We start from the raw sequence: 21,006 nt of genomic DNA on the forward strand, positions 1-21,006 counted from the left end.
AAGTCAGGAGGTGCCCTGATACAGCCGGTCGAGGTCGACGAGTTCGAGGTCGGGGCGGGCGGCCGCCGTCTGTTCGAGGTCGGAGGTGAAGCCCGTGGTGGAGAACAGCGCGATGACGGTCTCCGAGGTGTCGTAGCCCTCCCGTTCGAGCAGGCCGCGGATGCCGTCGAGGCGTTCGAGGTCGGGAAGGCCCCGGCGGGCGAGGGTTGCCTTGGCCTCACCGAGGAGGCGGACCCGCCTGCCGTCGAGGGCGATCACGTCGATCTCGTGCTTCGCTCTGCCGCTGTGGTCCTGGACGCTGGCGAACCCGACTTCGCCCAAGCCTTCGGGCCGGCCCAGCTCGTCCGGGGCGAAGCGGCGGACCCATTCGCGGGCGAGCTCCTCGAAATGCGGGCCGAGGATGTTGGACCGGAAGGTCGGGGCGGTGGCCCGCCAGACCTGCTCGGCGCGTCCCAGCTGGAGCTGCCCGAGGTACGGTGCGGTGATCAGGCGGTCGAAGCGGATGACCGGGTCGGAGACGGTGATCACAGGTTTCCGCGAACGGAGCAGGTCGTGGGTCTTCGTCAGATAGCCGGCCGACTCCAGGACGTCGATCGGATAGCGCACCGCGTTGTTGTCCCTGCCGATGGCCGCACCGATCTTGGACGGGGTGTGCGCGCCGGCCGCGACCGCGCTGAGGACGTCGTAATAAACGGCGCGGGCGGTGATCCTCGGGTCCTCCCGCAGGAGGTAGTCGACCTCGGTCCGGGTGAAGACGCCGACGTCCACCGCGAGCAGGTTCTCCACGACCCAGGGGTCGAAGTCCGCCACCGTCGCGGGGACGCTCGCCATGAGGGGGCGGTAGCCGGGGATCCCCCCCACGCAGGCGTGCATCCGCAGTGCCACATCCGGATCCCGGATCCCCCAGAGTCGTGCGGCCTCGCGGTAGTCGAGCGCGGACAGGCGCATGTCCAGCATCGCGCGTCCCCGCAGGGGCTTGGTCCCCGACAGCAGGCTGTGCATGACGCTCAGCGCGGAACCGCAGAGGACCAGCCGCCCTCCGGGCGCCCGCCCGTTCTGGGAGTCGTCGTACAGATGCTGGATGAGAGAGGGCAGCTGCGGGGCGTGAGCCATCGCGTAGGGGAACTCGTCGATGACGACGAGCCCCGGCGACCCGGCGGAGGCCGTGCGGGCCGCGGTCTCCAGGACGGCGCGCAACAGCCGGTCCCATGACTCCGGCTCGCCCCTCAGCACCGTCCCCAGTCCGGCGTGCTCCGTCATCGCGGCGGTGAACCTGGCCCTGGCCGCGCGGTCCCCCTCATCCTGCACACACGCGGTGTAGAGGCCGCCCACCGCCTCGCAGGCGGCGGTCAGCAGCTGGGTCTTGCCGGTACGGCGGCGCCCCGACACCAGCCCCAGCCGGAGCGGCCCGTCGGTCTGCCCCCCCTCGAAGAGGAAGCGCTCGACCGTCCGCCACTGCCGATCTCTGCCGACGATGTTCGCGGGCTTCTCCACGATGACCTCCCGCACAGAAGTGTAAATCGGTTAGCGTCGAACAACGTAAGCCGATTTACACTTCTGTGCGGGAGTTCCGGGGAAGCCGGCTCACAACACGATCGTGAAGTCCGCGGCGGCGCGGGGGGCGCGGTCGCGGGGCGGGGCGGCGGGGCGGCCGATGGCGACGGCGCCCATCGGGTCCCAGTCCGCGGGCAGGCCGAGCACCTCGCGGACCACCTCGCGGCAGAACATGGTGGACGACACCCAGGCCGAGCCCAGGCCCTCCACGGCGAGTTGGACCAGGAAGTTCTGCACCCCGGCGCCCGTCGCGACCACGAACATCTCCCGCTCGGCCGCGTTGCGGCGCTCGTCGCGGTAGGTGTGCGAGCCGTCCGTCACCAGGCAGGGCACGGCCAGGTAGGGCGCGTTGCGCAGCACGTCGCCGCGGCGGACCCGCTTGGCGATCGACTCCTCGGAGAAGCCGTCCCCGCGCAGGTCGGCGATCCACGCCTCGCGCATGGCGTCGAGCAGCTTCTCCCGCACCCCCGCCGACTCCAGCAGCACGAACCGCCACGGCGTCGTGTGGTGCGGCGCGGGCGCGGCGATGGCCGCCTCCACCGCCCGCCGCACCTTGGCGCCGTCGACCGGCTCGGCGGAGAACTCCCGGATCGTACGGCGGGCGAAGACCACGTCGCGCGAGCCGTACCGGAACATGTCGTCCTCGGACTGGCGGACGACCTCGCGGACGCCGGGACCGTCGTCCTCGGTGGTGTACTCGGCCATGCCGCGGACGACCGCCACCGGGGTCTGCGCGAGCTTGCCCTTGACCAGGTCGCCGGCGGCCGCGAACTCGTCGGCGATGGCGGTCACGGTGACCTCGAGCGCGTTGCCGTGGTCGTCGGACAGGCCGCGGTAGTCGAGCATGGGCGGCACCCCGGCGACGCCGACGGCCATGTCGGTCTGGCCGTTGCGCCAGGGGCGGCCGAAGGTGTCGGAGACGACCACGCCGACCGAGACGCCGAGCCGGTCCCGGACGCCCGCGCGCACGGCCCGGGCGGAGGCGTCGGGGTCGGCGGGGAGCAGCACGATGGTGCCGGGCTCGGTGTTGGAGGCGTCCACGCCGGCGGCGGCCATGACGAAGCCGTGCGCGGTCTGCGCGATCACGGTCTCGCCGCGGCGGGCCACGACCCGGGCGGTCTCGTCCCGGATGGCCTCGGCGCGGGTGGCTCCGCGGCGGACCCGGCCCTCCGCCTTGCTCAGGATCTTGGAGGTGACCACGAGGATGTCACCGTCGCGCAGGTCGGGCCGGGCGGCGGCGATCAGCGCGCCGACGTCGTCGCCCTCCCGCACCTCGGGGATGCCGTCGACCGCGAAGACCTCGATGCGGACCTCGGAAAGCTCGGCCTCGTCCTGCCGGAAGCGCCGGATCCTGCTCATCGGCCCCCCTCCCCGGCGCCGCCGCCGAGGCCGGCGTCCCCGCTGCCAGCGGTGTCCCCGCCGGTGCCGGTGCCTCCGCCGTTGCCGGTTTCGGCGTCGGCGCCGCCATCCGGTCGCGTCCGCGCGGCGGAGAGCTCGGCGGCGAGGTCGAGGGCGGCCCGCGCGATGGCGGCGGCCGACCCGGTGTCGTGCATGATCAGCGGCCGGGCCTCGACCCGGACCCCGTCCAGGCGGACCCCGGCGTCCTCCTCGGCGACCAGCCAGCCGTCGACGAGCGCCGCGCCGTACAGCTCCAGGACCGCCTGGGCGGTCGTCTCCACGCCGATCGCGGTCAGGCAGGCGTCGGCCATGCCGCGGACCGGGGCTCCTCCGACGATGGGGGAGACGCCGACGACGGTCTTGTCCTCCAGGGCCTCGCGGATGCCCCTGATCTGCAGGATCGTGCCGATGCTGACCACCGGGTTGGACGGCGGCAGGATCACCGCGTCGGCCTCCTCGATGGCCTGGAGCACCCCGGGCGCGGGCTTCGCCTCGTCGGCGCCGACCAGGAGGATGCGCTCTGCCGGGACGGAGGCGCGCATGCGCACCCACCACTCCTGGAAGTGCACGGCCCGGCGGCCCTGCCCGTCGTTGATCACGATGTGGGTCTCGGTCCGGTCGTCGCTCATCGGGATCAGCCGCACGCCGGGGTTCCAGCGGGCGCACAGGGCCTCGGTGACCTGCGAGAGGGGATAGCCGGCGTCGAGCATCTGCGTGCGCACGATGTGGGTGGCGAAGTCGCGGTCGCCCAGGCCGAACCACTGCGGCTCGACGCCGTAGGCGGCGAGCTCCTCCTTGACGACGTGCGACTCGTCCCGCCGTCCCCAGCCCTGCTCCTCGTCGATGCCGCCGCCCAGGGTGTACATCACGGTGTCGAGGTCGGGGCAGACCCGCAGGCCGTAGAGGGTGATGTCGTCACCGGTGTTGCCGATGACGGTGATCTCGGCGTCGGGGGCGGCGGCCAGCAGACCCCGCAGGAAGCGGGCGCCGCCGATGCCGCCGGCGAGGGACACGATGCGCATGTCGTCCAGTCTCCCACCGGCTCGCGACGCTCCGGTCCGAAGGTCCGGATCCACCGGGAGACCAGGGCGGGAGCGGCTTCCGCAGATCATCCCGGGGCAGGCGGCGGACGGCGGGACCCTCTCACGACGCGCCTCAATTCGCGGTGAATACCGAGTAATGGGACACTTGTGGGATTCATGAGCTTCCTGGGTCCACCGACGCTGAAGTCGGCCATGTGTAAAACTTGGCCCGGGTTTACCCAAGGACCCTAATGGGGGTAATTGTGATCAACGTCGATGCGGGCCGGCTCCGGGAGCCTGCCGCGTGGCTCATGGTCGCCGCGGCGTCCGGGAGCGTGCTCGTCGGCATCGAGCGGCTGCTGTTCGGCTCGTCGCTCGGCGGGTCGTCCTTCGCGCTGCGCGCGGCGGTCTTCCTCCAGCAGCTCGTCTCGCCGGTGACCATCGCCCTGCTCGTCGGCGCGGTCCTGCTGGCGGGCGGCTCCGGCCCGGCGTCCGCGCGGCTCAAGCCGATGGTGTACCTGGCCGTGGCCACGCTCGGCCTCGCCGTCCTCTTCGGCGCCATCGGGCTGCTGGGCGGCGTGTTCGCCGGTGACACCGGCTTCATGGGCAAGGTGGAGTTCCTCCTCCTGAACGTGCCCGTGCTCGCGCTGGCCGTGCTCGCCGCGCTCTTCCTGCTCCCGAAGGCCGCGAACGCCCCGGCGGGCGCGGCCCGCCCCGTGCAGTCCTGGGACACCCCGGGGTTCCGCCCCGACGGCGGCTTCGGCGGGCGGCCGGCGGAGTACGGCGCGGCCCCGGCGTACGGCGCGGGCCCCCAGCCGCACGAGTCCGTGCCGCAGGCCCCCTTCCACCAGCCGCAGGACCGGGCGCCGCAGGGCGCTCCCGTTCCGGGCCACGGTCACCCCGAGACGCCCGTCCAGGGGAACGGCTTCGCCGAGACCCCCGCGCACCAGGCCCCCGCCCAGGGTCACGCCTTCCCTGAGACCCCCGCCCAGGGTCACGCCTTCCCCGAAGCCCCGGCCCCGCAGGCGCAGTACAGCCCGCCGAGCCCCCCGGCGCTCCCGCCCGCCCCCTCCGACCAGTACGGCCGGCAGCCGGAGAGCGCGTACGCGCCGCAGGAGGGTTCCCACGCCGCGCAGCAGCAGGAGAACGGCTACGCCCCCCAGGGGAGCGACGGCCACACCGGCCAGGCGTCCGCCTACGGCACGGAGGGCAGGCCGCACGGAGCGGTGGCCGAGGGATCGCCCTACGGCGGCCAGAACGAGGGCCTGCCGTACGGCGGTCAGAGCGAGGACCCGCGCCGCGCGGCGTCCGCCGAGAGCGGCCTGCCGTACGGTGCCGCCCCGGAGAACCCGTTCGGCACGAACCCGGAGAACCCGTTCGGCACCGCCTCGGAGAACCCGTTCGGCGCGGCCGCGGAGAGCCGGCCCTACGGGGCTCCGTCCCCCGGCTACGACCAGGTCCCCGCCCAGCACGCCGAGCCGCAGGCCTACACCCCGAGCCCGTACGTCGCGGCGGACGTCAAGCCCCAGGCCCCGGCGCCCTACGAGCCTCCGGCGGGTTCCTACGAGCCGCCCGCCCAGGCCTACGCCGCCCCCGCCGAGCCGTTCCCGCCCGCGCAGTCCCCGTCCCAGGGCTACGAGACCCACGCGCAGTCCCCGGGATACGAGTCGTCCGCCCAGGTCCAGGGGTACGCCGCCCAGTCGCAGGGCGCGTCCCAGGGGTACGGCGACTCCTCGCCGTCGAACTACGTGCCGCAGCCGACCGACCCGCTGCTGTCCGGTTACGGGCAGCAGGCTGAGTCCTACGCCCAGCCGCAGGGCGAGCCGCAGTCCCACCCGCTGTCGCAGGACCCGTTCCCCGCGTCGCAGCCCGCGCCGTACACGCCGGCCGACAGCCGGCCGCGCCTGTCCTTCGACGCACAGCCGCAGGGATCGGCGTTCCCGCAGCCGCCGGAGAACTACGGCCAGCCGCTCACCGGCTACTCCGGGGCGGAGTTCGCCCGGCAGAGCGACCCGGGCCTGCCGTACCCCGACCCGGCCGACCCCCGCTCCCAGCAGATCGCCCAGGCGTACCAGCAGGCGGAGAGCTACCAGCAGTCATCCGGGACCGAGCCGCAGCTGCGCGTGCCGGAGTACACCTCCTCGCCGGGCGCCGGATACGACGACCCGTTCGGGCACCCGCAGACCCCGCAGGCGTCCCCGATCCAGCAGCAGGCCCAGCAGCAGGCCCACCAGTCTCAGCCGCAGGCCCACCAGTCTCAGCCGCAGGCCCCGCAGCCGGGCCAGGGGCAGCCGTGGGAGGCGCCCGCGGAGGCGACGCTCAGGTTCGACCCGGGCGCCTACCGGAACGACCCGCTCAACGCCCCCGGCCCGGGGGACCAGGCGGGTACGGCGGGCCGGGGCTGGGACTCCCAGCCCATCGACCCCACGGCGATCTACACGCCGGAGCGCCCGGGCCAGGCAACGGGAGAGGAAAACCTCGACAGGGAGAGGACGGGACCTGGTCAGGAGCCGAACATGTCCTGGTACGGTTCCGACCGTCGAGAGCACTGAAGGCCCAAGGCGATCTTCACGATCGCCGGGGGCAATTGCCATCGTCGCAGGCACACGCCTCAGAGCCGGGGAGAGCGGGTCTTTCCCCGGATAGCGGCATGCCGCTTGACGCCACACCAGCCACGCGCGTGTAATTACAGGCGTGTTGTTACGTCTCCCTCCGGGTGGGTAAGGGGGAGGCGTTCATAGGGGGCTCCATTGCGGGCGGCAAGGAGGTGTGCAGTGGCCGACCTGGTCATCGCACAGGACGGCGGCGCTGAAGAGCAGCTTGGTTGGCAGGAACGCGCGCTGTGCGCGCAGACCGACCCGGAGGCGTTCTTCCCGGAGAAGGGGGGATCGACTCGGGAGGCCAAGAAGGTGTGCCGTTCCTGTGAGGTGCGTGCCGAGTGTCTGGAGTACGCACTCGAGCACGACGAACGGTTCGGCATCTGGGGCGGGCTCTCCGAGCGTGAGCGTCGCCGGATGAAGCGTCAGGCCGTCTGAGGGGACGACGTCCGACGCGTTGAAGAAATCCAAGGCGCCCTCCGGGGCGCTCGACGATATCTCGATGAGGTCACGCGGCTGCCGGCCGCGTGGCCTTTTTTCGTGCCGCCGGTATATACGGACATAAGGTGCCGTATCGTGGTCGCCGCCGATCACCCACTCCTGGACCACGGGACGCATGTCCATCACCGACTCCCCCCGCACGCCCCACACCGTCACCGCGATCGTCGTCTCCCACGACGGAGCCCGCTGGCTGGGGGAGACCCTCGACGCGCTGCTCCGGCAGACCCGGCCGGTCGACCGGGTCGTCGCGGCGGACAACGGCAGCCGCGACGGCGGCGCCGACCTGCTGACCCGGACCCTCGGATCGAACGCGGTGCTGACCCTGCCGCGCTCCACCGGCTTCGGCGAGGCCGTCGCCGAGGTGCTGAAGAGGCTGGAGCCCGCCGGGGGCAACGAGTGGATCTGGCTGCTGCACGACGACTGCGCGCCGGACGCCCGGGCGCTGGAGCACCTGCTCCGGGCCGCCGACGCCGACCCCAAGGCGGGGGTGCTCGGCCCCAAGCTCCGCGACTGGCTGGACCGGCGGCTCCTGCTGGAGGTCGGGGTCACGGTCGACCGGACGGGCCGCAGGGACACCGGCCTGGAGGCCAGGGAGTTCGACCAGGGGCAGTACGACGGCGTCCGGGACGTGCTCTCGGTCTCCACCGCCGGGATGCTCATCCGCCGCGACGTCTGGGACGAGGTGGGCGGGCTCGACCCCTTCCTGCGGATCTTCCGTGACGACCTGGACCTGTGCTGGCGGGTCAGGAACGCGGGCCACCGGGTGCAGAACGTCACCCGCGCGGTCGCCTGGCACGCCGAGGCCGCCTCCCGGCGGCGCCGCCGCATCACCGTCAGCGGCGCCCACCCCCGGCGGCTGGACCGCCGCAACGCCATCTTCGTCGTCCTGGCGAACCTGCCGACGGGGCCGCTGCTCCGGGCCCTGCTGCGCAACCTGGCCGGATCGCTCTTCCGGGCCGCCATGTTCCTGCTGGCCAAGCAGCCCGCCAACGCGCTGGACGAGGTCGTGGCGTTCGGCTCGGTGCTGGCCCACCCCTGGCGCCTGCTCCGGGCGCGCCGCGCCCGCGCCAAGGGCAGGAAGCAGCGCTACAACGCGGTCAAGCGCCTGCTCACCCCACCGGGCGCGGGCTACCGGCGGCTGGTGGACCGGATCCAGAACTACCTGTCCGGCGGTCCGGTGGAGTCCGCCGGACGGCACCACGCCGTCGTCCGGGCGCAGGAGGACGGCGAGGAACTGCTCACCGACGACGCCGGGGCGACCCGCCGGGTCTTCGGCAACCCGGGCGTGCTGCTCTTCCTGGCGCTGCTGGCGGTCACCCTGATCGCCGAGCGGGGCCTGGTCGGCGGCACCAGGCTGGGCGGCGGCGCGCTCGTCCCGGTGACCGGCGGGGCCGCCGACCTGTGGCGGCTGTACACCGAGGGGTACCACCCGACGGGGCTGGGCAGCGACGCCTGGGCCCCGCCGTACGTCGCGGTGCTGGCCGCGCTCTCGTCGGTGCTGCTCGGCAAGACCTGGCTGGCGGTCTCCGTGCTGCTGCTCGGCTGCGTCCCGCTGGCCGGGTTCTCCGCCTACGCGGCGACCCGCAGGATCGTCTCCGGCCGGTGGACCCGCGTCTGGCTGGCCTCCTCCTACGCGCTGCTCCCCGTGGCCACCGGCGCGGTCGCCGCCGGGCGGCTCGGCACGGCCGTGGTCTTCGTCCTGCTGCCCGTCTACGCGGCGCTGGCCACCACGCTGCTCTCCGGCGAGGGCCGCCGGGCCCGCCGCGCCGCCTGGGCGCTCGGGCTCCTGCTCGCGGTCGGCACGGCCTTCGCCCCGGTCGTCTACCCGCTCACGCTGCTCCTCGGCGCGCTGGCCGTGCTGGCCTTTCCGCGGCGGGGCCTCGGCGTCTCGGTGGCCGTCGCGTTCGGCGTCCCGGTCGTGCTGCTGCTGCCCTGGCTGGTCCAGCTGGTCGCCGACCCCGGCCGGTTCCTGCTGGAGGCCGGGCTCCACCGGCCCGAGCTGGTCGATCCCGCGCTGCCGGCCGAGTCCCTGCTCCTGCTCAGTCCCGGCGGTCCCGGGATGCCGCCGTTCTGGGTGACCGCCGGCCTCATCGCCGCGTGCCTGGCGGCGCTGCTCATGCGCCGCAACCGGATGGTCATCGCGATCGGCTGGGGCGTGGCCCTCTTCGGCGTCCTGGTGGCGGTGCTGGCGGGCCGGATCACGGTCACCTCGCCGGGTGGCGACACCGAGGCCCCCGCCTGGCCGGGGGTGCCGCTGGCCTTCGCGGCCCTGGGCATGCTCGTGGTGGCGGCCCTCACCGCGGGCCGGGTCGCCGAGTTCCGCGCCGCCGGAGGGCTGCGCCGGATCGCCGCGCTGCTGGTCGTGGCGGTCGCGTTCTCCACCCCGCTGCTCGCGGCGGGCATGTGGATGGCGCGGGGCACCCCCGGACCGATCAGCGGGAACGCGCGCGACGCGGTACCCGCGCTGGTCGCGGCCAACTCCGGCGGGGGCGAGCGGACCCTGCTGCTGCGCTCCCGCGACGGCGCGCTGACCTTCACGGTGCTGCGCGGCCGCATGCCGCTGATCGGCGAGGCCGACATCCCCTCGCCCGGGGGACCGCGCGACCTGGTGAGCGTCGCCGCGGCCGGGCTGGTCTCCGGCAGGGGGGGCGACGACGCCCGGGTGCTGGCGGCGCACGGCGTGCGGTTCGTGGTGGTGGCCAGCCCGGTGGGCCCGGAGATCAGCCGGACCCTGGACTCCCAGCCCGCGCTGGCCAGGATGAGTCTGTCCCGGGAGCTCGGCGTGTGGCGGCTGACCCAGCCGGTCGGGATGCCCCCGGTGCCGCCCGGTGACCCCTGGCACGCCCGCTGGCTCTGGGTGCAGGCGCTGCTGGTGTGCGTGGTGGCGGTCCTGGCGGCGCCCGGCTCGCGGAGCGAGGAGGAGCTCCCGCAGGACGAGCCCGAGACGGAGAGGGAGCTGGCGGCCCGGTGAAGTCCCTGATCGAGAACCGGTTCGGTCTCCTCGTCCTGGTGCTGGTGGCGCTGCTGGCGCTGTACGGCACGGCCGCGGCCACCCGCCCGGACCGGACGGCCGCCGGAGGTGCGGCGGCCGCGCCCGAACCCCGCAGGGTGCCGATCTCCTCGGTGACGACGGTCTGCCCCGCCCCGGCGGACACCCGGGTCGGCGTCGTCACGCCGCCGGACGGCGGTGACGCGGGCCCGGGGACGGCCACGATCACCGCCGAGGGGACCGGAGGCGGGGACGCCGGGGACACCGGGACCGCCGGGGCCGCCGGAGACAAGGTCCTGGACACCCTGGACACGCCGGGGAGGCTCTGGCAGCAGGAGGTCCCCGCCGGGAGCGGTCCCATCACGGTCACCGCCACCGGGAGCAGCGCGGCGGGCCTGGAGTCGGCGCAGACGCGCCGGGAGACCTCCGGCGGGCAGCGGGGCCTGGCCGGGGTCCGGTGCGTGGAGCCGGCCGCGAGCACCTGGCTGGTGGGTCCGGGCCCGGCCGCGGCCGACGTCAGGCTGTACCTGTCCAACCCCGATCCCGCCCGGGCCGTCGTCGAGGTCCTGGTCTACTCCGGCGAGGGCCCGGTGGCGGGCGGGACGGGAGGCACGATCGTCCTGGAGCCGGGCGGGAGCCGTACGGTCGACCTGAAGGAGCTGGCCCCGTCGCCGCTCGTCATGGCGGTCGAGGTGCGCACCGCCACCGGGCGGGTCACCGCCGCCGCCCGCGCGATCATGAACGGCGGTCGGGGCGTCGACTGGCTGCCCGCCGCGGCGGCCCCGGCCACCCGGGTCGTGGTGCCGGGCGTCCCCGGCGGAGGCGGAAAGCGTGAACTGCTGGTGGCCTCCCCTGCCGAGGTCGACACGCTGGTCGAGGTCAAGGTGCTGACCCCCGACGGGACCTACGCGCTCAAGGGCCGCGAGCTGGTCGACGTGCCCGCCGGGTCCGTCGTCTCCGTCGACCTGTCCACCGGGATCGGCGGGCAGCCGGCCGCCCTCGTGCTCACCTCCGAGACGCCGGTCGTGGCCGGGCTGGCCGCCACCGGGACGGGGAAGAAGCCCGACGTGGCCTTCACGGCCGGGGCGGCCCCGATCGACCTGGGCAGCGTGGTGGCCGACAACCGCACGGACGGGAAGCGGGGATCCCGGCTGGTGCTGGCGGCGCCGGAGGCGGAGGGCAAGGTGAGCGTCCAGGTGCTGCCGCGTTCGGGCGACGCGCCGGAGGCGTTCGAGCTGGGCATCGCCGCCTCCCGCGTCAAGGAGGTCAAGCTGCCCGAGATGGACGGCTCCTTCGCGGTGGTGGTGCTCCCGCTGCCCGGCTCGGGCCCGGTGTACGGCGCGCGGGTGATGGACGAGCGGATCAAGGACGGGCTCGCGCTGACCGTCCAGCCGCTGGCCGCCGCCCGCATGTGGGCGCTGGTGCCGCCGATCACCGAGTCGGTCGCCACCGTCGTGCCCTGACGGCTCTCATCGGTGGTGACGCGGGCGGACCCCGGTGGGGTCCGGCGCGCGGCCTGCCCGGCGAGGGGCGACCCTCTCCCCGGCCGGTGCGCCCGGGGCGAGGCGTGGGAGGATGGCATCCATGTCCGACAGGCGCGCGCACGAGCAGCGGCTGCGCGACATCGCCGCCATCCGCCGCGTCCGCGACCGGATCGACCGCGAGTACGCCGAGCCGCTGAACGTCGAGGCGCTGGCCCGCGGGGCGCACATGTCGGCCGGGCACCTGAGCAGGGAGTTCCGCCGCGTCTACGGCGAGTCGCCGTACTCGTACCTGATGACCCGGCGGATCGAACGGGCGATGACGCTGCTGCGCCGGGGGGACCTCAGCGTCACCGAGGTCTGCTTCGCGGTGGGCTCGTCCTCGCTGGGGACGTTCAGCACGAGGTTCACCGAGCTGGTCGGCGTGCCGCCGAGCGTCTACCGCCAGGACCACTCGCAGGCGGCGGCGGGCATCCCGCCGTGCCTGGCCAAGCAGGTGACCAGACCGGTCAGGAATCGAGAAGCGCCCCTTCCGTAGCCGCGCCTAGCGTGAGCGGCATGGACATCACCATTCACCACGCCTTCCTGCCGCACACCGACCCCGAGGCCGCCCTGGGCTTCTACCGCGACGTCCTCGGCTTCGAGGTCCGCAAGGACGTCGGCTACGAGGACATGCGCTGGATCACCGTCGGGCCGGCCGGGCAGCCCGGGACCTCCATCGTGCTGCACCCGCCGGCCGCCGACCCCGGTGTCACCGAGGAGGAGCGCCGTACCGTCCTGGAACTGATCGCCAAGGGCACCTACGCCGCGATCACCCTGGCCACCGACGACCTCGACGGCCTCTTCCAGCGTCTGGAGGCCGCCGGCGCCGACGTGGTCCAGGAACCGATCGACCAGGACTACGGGATCCGCGACTGCGCCTTCCGCGACCCGGCGGGCAACCTCATCCGCATCAACCAGCTCACCTGACGCGCGACAGGGGCCGCCCGGGCCGGCGGACACCGGCACGGGCAGGGCCCCGCCGACGGCGGGCACGGCCTAGCCGCGCTCGTCGTAGCCCGGGTCGACGGACTCGGGGGAGAGCCCGAGGAGCCCGGCGACCTGCTCCACCACGGTGTCGTGGACCATCGCGCCGAGCTGGTCGCGGTCGTTGGCCCTGGCCTCCAGGGGCCGCCGGTAGACGATCACCACGGCGGGGCGGTCCGCCGCGGCGGGCTCGGCCCGGCCGAACGGGATCGGCTCACCGGTGAGCGATCCGGGGCCGTCGCCCAGGTCGTCGGCGGGCGGCACCTCCTCGACGGCGAACTCCATGACGGCCAGTTGCTTGCCCCACCGGGGCTTGAGCCGGTCCACGGCGTCCAGGACGAGGTCGTCGAAGCGCTCGCTGCGGGACTTGGCGATCGGCACGTGCGAGGGGGCCAGCGGGCCGCGCATGCCGCGGCCGTGCCGGTCGCGCCTGCGCGGCGGGCGGGGTCTTCCGGGTGCCGAACTCACCTGTAAAGCTTAGACGCGCCGGGGAAGGGCCCGCGAGGGGTGGAGGCGACCGATGCGCCCCGGGCGGGGACGGCCCGGGACGCGCGGGCGTCGGGGAGGCGGCCGGACGCGTCCCGCGGGGCGGGGACGGCCCCGGGACGCACGCCCGGGAGGCGGCCGGGACGCATGGTTCCGGCGACCGCGGGGACCGCGGAGTGCGGAAGCCGAACACCTGGGCAAAAGCCGCGACACGTGTCCGAATTGTGGCGACACGCTCGTTAAGAGCGTCCAGATAGTGGCGCCCCGGACGCTTACCGGATACGGTCCCACCGTGAGCCCCGTCCGCCGCTGTTCCCGCACCGCGTGCAGTCAGCCTGCCGTTTTCACGCTCACGTACGTCTACGCCGATTCGACCGCAGTCCTCGGGCCCTTGGCTACGTACGCCGAGCCGCACTGTTACGACCTGTGCGCCGAGCACGCCGAGCGCCTGACCGCGCCACGCGGCTGGGAGGTCGTCCGCCTGCCCACCGACGGCGCCCCGCCCAGTACGGACGACCTGGAGGCCCTCGCCAACGCCGTGCGCGAGGCGGCCCGCCCCGCGCCGGGGAGCGGCACCGAGCCGGTGGGCCAGGGGGTCGAGGTCGGGCGGCGCGGGCACCTGCGGGTGCTCCGTTCGGCGCAGCCCCAGCGCGATCGCTGACCCGGACACCGGTCACCCCCTAGGCTGGGGACCAGCAGACATCACAAGGGGGGCGGAGCTGGAGTGGGCGATCTCGCCAGGATCTTCAAGGCGTACGACGTTCGCGGTGTCGTGCCGGACGAGTTCGACGAGGAGACCGCGGAGGCGGTCGGCGCGGCCTTCGTGGAGGTGACCGGGGCCGACCGGCTCGTGGTCGCCCACGACATGCGCACCTCGTCCGAGCCGCTGGCCGCGGCCTTCGCGCGGGGAGCGGTCTCGCGGGGCGCCGACGTGGTGCACGCGGGCCTCGGTTCCACCGACCTGCTCTACTACGCGAGCGGCCACCTGGAGCTGCCCGGCGTCATGTTCACCGCCAGCCACAACCCGGCCCGCTACAACGGCATGAAGATGTGCCGCGCGGGCGCGGTGCCGATCGGCCGCGACACCGGCCTGACCGAGATCCGCGACCGGGCCGCGAAGATCCTGGCGGCCGGCGGTCCCGGCGGCGGCGGCTCGGGGCGGGTCACCCGGGCCGACCTGCTGGCGGGCTACGCCGACCACCTGCTGACGCTGGTCGGCCTGTCCGGCGTCCGACCGCTGAAGGTGGTCGTCGACGCGGGCAACGGCATGGCCGGTCACACGGTCCCCGAGGTGCTGGGCCGCCGGGCCGGGGCGCCGATCGAGCTGGTCCCGCTCTACTTCGAGCTGGACGGCTCCTTCCCCAACCACGAGGCCAACCCGATCGAGCCGGAGAACCTCCGCGACCTGCAGCAGGCCGTGCTGGAGACCGGCGCGGACATCGGCCTGGCCTTCGACGGCGACGCCGACCGCTGCTGGGTGGTCGACGAGCGCGGCGAGTCGGTCTCGCCGTCCACGGTCACCGCGCTGGTCGCCGCACGCGAGCTGGCCAAGCACCCCGGTTCCGTGGTCATCCACAACCTGATCACCTCGCGGGGCGTGCCCGAGATCGTCGCGGAGCACGGCGGCGAGCCGGTCCGCACCCGGGTGGGCCACTCCTTCATCAAGGCCGAGATGGCCAGGACCGGCGCGGTCTTCGGCGGGGAGCACTCCGCCCACTACTACTTCAGGGACTTCTGGTTCGCCGACTCCGGCATGCTGGCCGCGTTGCACGTGCTGGCCGCGCTGGGCGAGCAGGACCGGCCCCTCTCGGAGGTCCTGGCGGCCTACTCCCGCTACGCCGCCTCCGGGGAGATCAACAGCACCGTCGCCGACCAGGCCGCCGCGACCGGCCGCGTCCGCGCGGCCTTCGCCGGCCGCGACGGCGTCACCTTCGACGAGCTGGACGGCCTGACCGTGTCCGGCCCCGGATGGTGGTTCAATCTTCGTCCGTCCAACACCGAGCCGCTGCTCCGGCTGAACGCCGAGGCGGCCGACGAGATTCAGATGGCAGCGATCAGGGACGAGGTCCTGGCTGTCGTGAGGAGCTGAACGCGTGAAGATCGACGACTGGCTGCTGGAGATCCTGGCCTGTCCGAACTGCAAGTCCCCCCTGCGCGCCGAGCCGGAGGCGGACGAGCTGTCCTGCACCTCCGCGCAGTGCGGGCTGGTCTACCCGGTCCGCGACGACATCCCCGTGCTGCTGGTGGACGAGGCGCGCAAGCCGTGAGCTGGGAGGCCGGCCGTCTCGACGACCCCCGGTGGCTGGAGGAGGGCGACCCCTCCGGCATGCTGCGGGCGGTGGCCTCCTCCGCGGCCCAGATACGGACCTCCTACCGGGCGGCCCGTGAGGCGGGCGTGTCGTCGCTGGCCCGCGACGGCCGCCCCCGGGCCGTCGTGGTCGCGGGGATGGGCGGCTCGGGCATCGCGGGAGACGTCCTGGCCGCGGTGTGCGGGCACGGGGCGCCGCTGCCGATCGTGACCGTGCGCTCCTACCGGCTGCCCGGCTGGGTCGGGGCGACCGACCTGGTCATCGCGGTGTCGTGCTCGGGATCCAGCGAGGAGACGCTCGCGGCGGCGACCGAGGCCGTGCGCCGCGGGTGCCGCCTGCTCGCGGTGGGCGGTCCCGGCTCCGCGCTGGAGGCGATCGCCCGGCAGGCGGGGGCGCCGTTCGTGCCCGTCACCTCCGGGGGGCAGCCGCGCGCCGGGGTGTGGGCGCTCTCGGTCCCGCTGCTCGCCGCCGCCGCCGAACTCGGCCTGCTCCGGGTGGACGAGGAGACGTTCGAGACGGTGGCGGGGCGGCTGGAGGAGATCGCGAACCGCTGCCGCCCGGCGAGCGAGTCGTTCATCAACCCGGGCAAGTCGCTGGCGATGGAGCTGGCCGAGACGATCCCGATGGTCTGGGGGTCGTCGCCGCTGGCCGCGGTCGCGGCCCACCGGTGGGCCTGCCAGCTCAACGAGAACGGCAAGTATCCGGCGATCTGGGGCGAGATCCCGGAGGCCGGCCACAACCAGGTGGTGACCTTCGACGGGCCGCTGGCCGAGCGGGACATCTTCGCCGACGAGGCCGGGCGGTCGCTCCGGCTGTTCGTGCTGCGCGACACGGAGGAGCACCCGCAGGTGGCCAAGCGGCGCGAGGCGTCCGTACGGCTGGCGCACGACCGGAACGTGCCGGTCACCGAGATCGCCGCCGAGGGGACGCATCCGCTGGAGCGGCTGGCCTCCCTGATCGAGCTGGGGGACTACGCGAGTACCTACCTCGCCCTGGGGTACGGCATCGACCCGACCCCGGTGTCGGCGATCACGGAACTCAAGACGAGAATTTCCCAATAGGATCGTGTCCCTGTTTTTCCTGATACATGAGTGGAGGCTGCCGTGAGCGCGGGCGGCGGTACAAAGGCGATCATCGCGGCGTTGGCCGCCAACCTCTCGATCGCGGCGGCCAAGTTCGTCGCGTTCGTCTTCACCGGCTCGTCGGCCATGCTCGCGGAGGGCATCCACTCCGTGGCCGACTCGGGCAACCAGGCGCTGCTGCTGCTCGGCGGCAAGCGGGCGACCCGGGCGCGCACTCCGGAGCACCCCTTCGGCTACGGCCGGGAGCGCTACTTCTACGCTTTCGTGGTGGCGGTCGTGCTGTTCACCATCGGCGCGCTGTTCTCCCTCTACGAGGGCTGGCACAAGCTCTCCCACCCCGAGGCGCTACGGACCCCGCAGTGGGCGTTCGGCGTGCTGATCTTCGCGATCATCGCCGAGGCGTTCTCCTTCCGCACCGCGATCAAGGAGTCGAACGCGGTCCGCGGCGACCAGTCCTGGTGGGCGTTCATCCGCCGGTCGAAGTCCCCCGAGCTGCCGGTCATCGTCCTGGAGGACCTCGGCGCGCTGCTCGGCCTGATCTTCGCGCTCTTCGGCGTGACGATGGCCGTGGTGACCGGCGACCCGATCTGGGACGGCATCGGCACCCTGATGATCGGCGTCCTGCTCGCGGTCATCGCGGTCATCCTGGCGGTCGAGACCAAGTCGCTGCTGATCGGCGAGGGCGCCGGCCCCGAGGTCGAGAACCGGATCAGCGCGGCCCTGGAGAGCACCCCCGAGGTGAGCCGGGTCATCCACATGCGCACCCTGCACCTGGGCCCGGAGGAGATCCTGGTCGCCGCCAAGATCGCGGTGGAGAACGACGACACGGCCTCGGAGATCGCCAAGGGCATCGACGAGGCCGAGAAGCGGGTGCGCGCCGCCGTCCCGGAGGCCCGCGTCATCTACCTGGAGCCCGACCTCTACCGGGCGGACGCCGTAGCAGGCCCCTCCGCCTGACCTCTGCCGGGCGGACGCCGTAGCAGGCCCCTCCGCCCGCCCTCTGCCGGGCGGACGCCGTAGCAGGCCCCTCCGCCCGCCCTCTCGCCCGGGACCCGTCCGGGTCCGCGAACGCCGTACCGCCCGCCGCCGGATTCCTCCGCGGCGGGTGGTACGGCGTTCGCCGTTCTCCGGAGGCGACCCTGGAACGCGTCCGCCGTCCGCCGGAGAACGGCTCCCCGGGGCGTTCCCGGAGCGCGCCCGGCCCCGCGGGGCGGCCCCCGAGTGCCCCCGGCCCTACGGGCGGCCCTGGAGCAGGCGCAGGGCCTTCTCCTTCTCGAAGTCCAGGGCCCGCCGGGGGGCCTGCAACCGGCCGATCCGCAGCCCCAGGTCCCGTACGGCCTGCGCCACCGCCGGCTCGCTCAGCACCCGCAGGGCGAAGGCCAGCTCGCTCGGGGAGATGTCGAACCGCTTCTCCAGCTCCACGCCCTGCGCGACGGCCGCGAGCTCCTCGGGGCCGAAGCGCCGGTGCGCACCCCGGCCCCGGACCGGGGGGAGCAGGCCCAGCGCCTCGCGGTAGCGGAGCATCCGGGGGGACATGCCCAGCCGCCGGGCGGCCTCCATGATTCGCATTCTGACAATCTTATGTCAGTTTCCCCGCTTCAGGTGTGCGTCTGGTAACCGCGCGCGTCTAGACTCGCATCCGTCGACCATCCGGTAGAGGGGTAACAGCACATGGACTTCAAGGTCGCCGACCTTTCCCTGGCCGCCTTCGGGCGCAGGGAGATCCGGCTCGCCGAGCACGAGATGCCCGGTCTGATGGCAGTCCGCAAGGAGTACGCCGCCGCGCAGCCGCTGGCCGGCGCGAAGATCATGGGCTCGCTGCACATGACCATCCAGACCGCCGTGCTCATCGAGACGCTGGTCGCGCTCGGGGCCGAGGTCCGCTGGGTCAGCTGCAACATCTTCTCCACCCAGGACCACGCCGCGGCGGCCGTCGTCGTGGGCCCGGAGGGCACCGTCGAGGAGCCCAAGGGCGTGCCGGTCTTCGCCTGGAAGGGCGAGACCCTGGAGGAGTACTGGTGGTGCACCGAGCAGGCCCTGCTGTGGCCCGGCGGTGACGGCCCCAACATGATCCTCGACGACGGCGGCGACGCCACGCTGCTCGTCCACAAGGGCGCCGAGTACGAGAAGGCCGGGGCCGTCCCCAGCGCCGCCGAGGACGACCCGGAGGAGTGGAAGGTCATCCTCGACCTGCTCCGCCGCACCGTCTCCGACGACAAGAAGTGGACGCAGATCGCCTCGCAGATCAAGGGCGTCACCGAGGAGACCACCACCGGCGTCCACCGCCTGTACGAGATGTTCAAGGCCGGCACGCTGCTCTTCCCGGCGATCAACGTCAACGACTCGGTGACCAAGTCGAAGTTCGACAACAAGTACGGCTGCCGCCACTCCGTCATCGACGGCCTCAACCGCGCCACCGACGTGCTGATCGGCGGCAAGGTCGCGGTCGTGTGCGGCTACGGCGACGTCGGCAAGGGCTGCGCCGACGCGCTGCGCGGCCAGGGCGCCCGGGTGATCGTCACCGAGATCGACCCGATCTGCGCGCTCCAGGCGGCCATGGACGGCTTCCAGGTCACCACCCTGGAGGACGTCGTCGAGATCGCCGACATCTTCGTCACCACGACCGGCAACTTCGACATCATCACCGCCGACCACATGTCGCGGATGAAGCACAACGCCATCGTGTCCAACATCGGCCACTTCGACAACGAGATCGACATGGCCGGCCTGGCGAAGATCGACGGCATCGTGAAGGAGGAGGTCAAGCCGCAGGTCCACACCTGGACCTTCCCGGACGGCCACTCGATCATCGTGCTCGCCGAGGGCCGCCTGATGAACCTGGGCTGCGCCACCGGCCACCCCTCGTTCGTCATGTCCAACTCGTTCACCAACCAGGTGATCGCGCAGATCGAGCTCTTCACCAAGACCGAGGAGTACCCGGTCGGCGTCTACGTGCTGCCCAAGCACCTCGACGAGAAGGTCGCCCGCCTCCACCTCGACGCCCTGGGCGTGAAGCTCACCGAGCTGACCAAGGCCCAGGCCGACTACATCGGCGTGCCGGTGGAGGGCCCCTACAAGCCCGACCACTACCGCTACTGAGAGACCCCGACCCGGCCCGTCGCGGGCCGGGGCGCCGAGGACGGCTCCACCCAGGCCCCCGCAGACCTGCGGGGGCCCTCGGGCGATCAGGGGGAGAAGACGTGGACAGGGCGCTGGCGGAGGCCGGGGAGCGGCGGATCGGCTGGGCGGCGCGGGCGATGCCGGTGCTCACGGCGCTCGGCGAGAGGTTCGCCGCGGAGCGCCCGCTGGAGGGCTGGCGGATCGCCGCGTGCCTGCACGTCACCGCCGAGACCGCGGTGCTCATGGGCGCCCTGCGGGCCGGCGGCGCCGAGATAGCGCTGGCCGCCTCCAACCCGCTCTCCACCCAGGACGACGTCGCGCAGGCGCTCGGCGACTACGGGATCGCGGTCCACGCGAGGGCCGGGGCCGACCGGGACGCCTACTACCGGCACATCCACCAGGCGCTCGACATCGCCCCCGATCTCGTCCTCGACGACGGCTGCGACCTGGTGAACATCCTGCACACCGAGCGGACCGAACTGCTCGGCGGGGTCCGCGGCGGCTGCGAGGAGACCACGACCGGCATCATCCGCCTGCGGCAGATGGCCGCGGAGGAGGCCCTGCGCTTCCCCGTGGTCGCGGTCAACGACACCCGGACCAAGCGGATGTTCGACAACCGGTACGGCACCGGCCAGTCCACGCTCGACGGCATCATGCGCGCCACCAACACGCTGCTGGCGGGCAAGACCGTGGTGGTCGCCGGGTTCGGCTACTGCGGCCGGGGCGTGGCCGAGCGGGCCCGGGGCCTCGGCGCCCGGGTGGTGGTCACCGAGATCGACCCGGTCAAGGCGCTGGACGCCTCGCTGCAGGGCTACGACGTGCGGCCGATGGCCGCGGCGGCGCAGGCCGGGGACGTGTTCGTCACGGTCACCGGGAACCGCGACGTGATCAGGGGCGAGCATCTGGCCGTGATGAAGGACGGCGCGATCCTGGCCAACGCGGGCCACTTCGACGTCGAGATCGACGTGCGCGCCCTGGACGACCTGGCGCAGGCCGTGCACCGGGGGGTGCGGGCCAGCACCGACGAGTACGTCCTGGCCGACGGCCGCCGCCTGCTGCTGCTCGCCGAGGGGCGCCTGGTCAACCTGACCGCCGCGGAGGGGCATCCGGCCGCGGTCATGGACATGTCCTTCTCCGCGCAGGCGCTCGCGGTCGCGTGGCTGGTCCGGGAGCACGAGCTGCTGGCGCCCGGCGTCTACGACGTGCCCGAGGAGGTCGACGCGGAGGTGGCGCGGCTCAAGCTGGCCGCGGCGGGCATCGAGGTGGACGAACTCACCGCCGACCAGGAGCGCTACCTCCGCTCCTGGCGGGCCGGCTCGTAGACGCCGCGGCCGGCTCGGGCCGGCTCGTGAGGCGGCCTGCGAGCTCGCCGGGCGGCCGTGCCGTTCCGCGGGCGGTCGTGCCGTCGGCCGGCGGTCCGGCAGGCGGACGACGGGCGGCC

At 73.6% G+C, this 21,006-nt stretch carries 18 protein-coding genes; 13 read left to right on the forward strand and 5 right to left on the reverse strand.

Features of this window, described 5'->3' with window-relative positions:
* Positions 1-3 precede the first annotated feature (3 nt).
* From HS048_RS09345 to cofD, 3 genes are all read right to left on the reverse strand, one after another.
* On the reverse strand, positions 4-1,494 hold the full coding sequence (locus HS048_RS09345; protein WP_196466706.1) for an ATP-binding protein: 1,491 nt from the start codon (positions 1,492-1,494) through the stop codon (positions 4-6).
* Positions 1,495-1,584: 90 nt separating this feature from the next.
* Positions 1,585-2,913 (reverse strand): coenzyme F420-0:L-glutamate ligase, encoded by a 1,329-nt coding sequence (locus tag HS048_RS09350; protein ID WP_196466707.1) that lies wholly within the window; start codon positions 2,911-2,913, stop codon positions 1,585-1,587.
* Complete coding sequence (gene cofD, locus HS048_RS09355) at positions 2,910-3,974, reverse strand: 2-phospho-L-lactate transferase (protein ID WP_196466708.1); 1,065 nt, start codon at positions 3,972-3,974, stop codon at positions 2,910-2,912. The genes HS048_RS09350 and cofD overlap by 4 nt, the downstream gene beginning before the upstream one ends.
* A 251-nt stretch (positions 3,975-4,225) precedes the next feature.
* Between cofD and HS048_RS09360 the strand changes: the two genes are divergently transcribed.
* From HS048_RS09360 to HS048_RS09385, 6 genes are all read left to right on the forward strand, one after another.
* Positions 4,226-6,526, forward strand: coding sequence for a hypothetical protein (locus HS048_RS09360; RefSeq protein WP_196466709.1), 2,301 nt, complete (start codon positions 4,226-4,228; stop codon positions 6,524-6,526).
* A gap of 222 nt (positions 6,527-6,748) precedes the next feature.
* Entirely contained in the window at positions 6,749-7,009 is a 261-nt protein-coding gene (locus tag HS048_RS09365) for a WhiB family transcriptional regulator (RefSeq protein ID WP_068894552.1), read from the forward strand.
* A 178-nt stretch (positions 7,010-7,187) separates the two neighbouring features.
* The gene (locus HS048_RS09370; protein ID WP_196466710.1) at positions 7,188-10,043 is read left to right on the forward strand and encodes a glycosyltransferase family 2 protein; all 2,856 of its coding nucleotides are present in this window, start codon (positions 7,188-7,190) and stop codon (positions 10,041-10,043) included.
* Positions 10,040-11,524 carry a DUF5719 family protein gene (locus HS048_RS09375; protein ID WP_196466711.1) on the forward strand — a complete coding sequence of 495 codons (1,485 nt, stop codon included), beginning with the start codon at positions 10,040-10,042 and terminating at the stop codon, positions 11,522-11,524. The genes HS048_RS09370 and HS048_RS09375 overlap by 4 nt, the downstream gene beginning before the upstream one ends.
* A 121-nt stretch (positions 11,525-11,645) precedes the next feature.
* Positions 11,646-12,080, forward strand: a complete 435-nt coding sequence (locus tag HS048_RS09380; RefSeq protein ID WP_153054077.1) for a helix-turn-helix transcriptional regulator — start codon at positions 11,646-11,648, stop codon at positions 12,078-12,080.
* Positions 12,081-12,100: 20 nt separating this feature from the next.
* Positions 12,101-12,511, forward strand: coding sequence for a VOC family protein (locus HS048_RS09385; protein ID WP_068894556.1), 411 nt, complete (start codon positions 12,101-12,103; stop codon positions 12,509-12,511).
* 69 nt (positions 12,512-12,580) lie between these two features.
* On the opposite strand, the gene HS048_RS09390 is transcribed toward HS048_RS09385, so the two are convergent.
* Positions 12,581-13,036: a metallopeptidase family protein gene (locus tag HS048_RS09390; RefSeq protein WP_084007999.1), complete on the reverse strand. Its 456-nt coding sequence runs from the start codon at positions 13,034-13,036 to the stop codon at positions 12,581-12,583.
* A gap of 310 nt (positions 13,037-13,346) precedes the next feature.
* Between HS048_RS09390 and HS048_RS09395 the strand changes: the two genes are divergently transcribed.
* The 5 genes from HS048_RS09395 (at position 13,347) to HS048_RS09415 (ending at position 17,402) form a co-directional block, all read left to right on the forward strand.
* The gene (locus tag HS048_RS09395; protein WP_068894558.1) at positions 13,347-13,715 is read left to right on the forward strand and encodes a DUF3499 domain-containing protein; all 369 of its coding nucleotides are present in this window, start codon (positions 13,347-13,349) and stop codon (positions 13,713-13,715) included.
* Between the two features lie 63 nt (positions 13,716-13,778).
* Positions 13,779-15,143, forward strand: coding sequence for a phosphomannomutase/phosphoglucomutase (locus tag HS048_RS09400; RefSeq protein WP_068894559.1), 1,365 nt, complete (start codon positions 13,779-13,781; stop codon positions 15,141-15,143).
* A gap of 4 nt (positions 15,144-15,147) precedes the next feature.
* Positions 15,148-15,321 carry a Trm112 family protein gene (locus HS048_RS09405; RefSeq protein ID WP_084008000.1) on the forward strand — a complete coding sequence of 58 codons (174 nt, stop codon included), beginning with the start codon at positions 15,148-15,150 and terminating at the stop codon, positions 15,319-15,321.
* A complete protein-coding gene (locus HS048_RS09410) occupies positions 15,318-16,424 on the forward strand; it encodes an SIS domain-containing protein (protein ID WP_068894560.1) in 1,107 nt (368 codons plus the stop codon). The genes HS048_RS09405 and HS048_RS09410 overlap by 4 nt, the downstream gene beginning before the upstream one ends.
* Positions 16,425-16,466: 42 nt before the next feature.
* On the forward strand, positions 16,467-17,402 hold the full coding sequence (locus HS048_RS09415) for a cation diffusion facilitator family transporter (protein ID WP_196466712.1): 936 nt from the start codon (positions 16,467-16,469) through the stop codon (positions 17,400-17,402).
* A 276-nt stretch (positions 17,403-17,678) separates the two neighbouring features.
* Here HS048_RS09415 and HS048_RS09420 read toward each other — a convergent pair whose 3' ends face one another.
* Entirely contained in the window at positions 17,679-18,014 is a 336-nt protein-coding gene (locus HS048_RS09420) for a MerR family DNA-binding transcriptional regulator (protein ID WP_196466713.1), read from the reverse strand.
* A gap of 102 nt (positions 18,015-18,116) precedes the next feature.
* On the opposite strand from HS048_RS09420, the gene ahcY reads away from it, so the two are divergent.
* Positions 18,117-19,544 carry an adenosylhomocysteinase gene (gene ahcY, locus HS048_RS09425; protein WP_068894563.1) on the forward strand — a complete coding sequence of 476 codons (1,428 nt, stop codon included), beginning with the start codon at positions 18,117-18,119 and terminating at the stop codon, positions 19,542-19,544.
* Between the two features lie 101 nt (positions 19,545-19,645).
* A complete protein-coding gene (locus HS048_RS09430) occupies positions 19,646-20,887 on the forward strand; it encodes an adenosylhomocysteinase (RefSeq protein WP_068894564.1) in 1,242 nt (413 codons plus the stop codon).
* The last annotated feature ends 119 nt before the right edge of the window (positions 20,888-21,006 follow it).

Source organism: Planomonospora sp. ID91781 (genome assembly GCF_015711595.1).
Taxonomy (GTDB): domain Bacteria; phylum Actinomycetota; class Actinomycetes; order Streptosporangiales; family Streptosporangiaceae; genus Planomonospora; species Planomonospora parontospora.

Coding starts and splice junctions, on each gene's coding strand:
- HS048_RS09385 (WP_068894556.1), top strand. CDS start 12,101: ATGGACATCACCATTCACCACGCCTTCCTGCCGCACACCGACCCCGAG.
- HS048_RS09350 (WP_196466707.1), bottom strand. CDS start 2,913: ATGAGCAGGATCCGGCGCTTCCGGCAGGACGAGGCCGAGCTTTCCGAG.
- HS048_RS09370 (WP_196466710.1), top strand. CDS start 7,188: ATGTCCATCACCGACTCCCCCCGCACGCCCCACACCGTCACCGCGATC.
- HS048_RS09360 (WP_196466709.1), top strand. CDS start 4,226: ATGGGGGTAATTGTGATCAACGTCGATGCGGGCCGGCTCCGGGAGCCT.
- HS048_RS09420 (WP_196466713.1), bottom strand. CDS start 18,014: ATGCGAATCATGGAGGCCGCCCGGCGGCTGGGCATGTCCCCCCGGATG.
- HS048_RS09380 (WP_153054077.1), top strand. CDS start 11,646: ATGTCCGACAGGCGCGCGCACGAGCAGCGGCTGCGCGACATCGCCGCC.
- ahcY (WP_068894563.1), top strand. CDS start 18,117: ATGGACTTCAAGGTCGCCGACCTTTCCCTGGCCGCCTTCGGGCGCAGG.
- cofD (WP_196466708.1), bottom strand. CDS start 3,974: ATGCGCATCGTGTCCCTCGCCGGCGGCATCGGCGGCGCCCGCTTCCTG.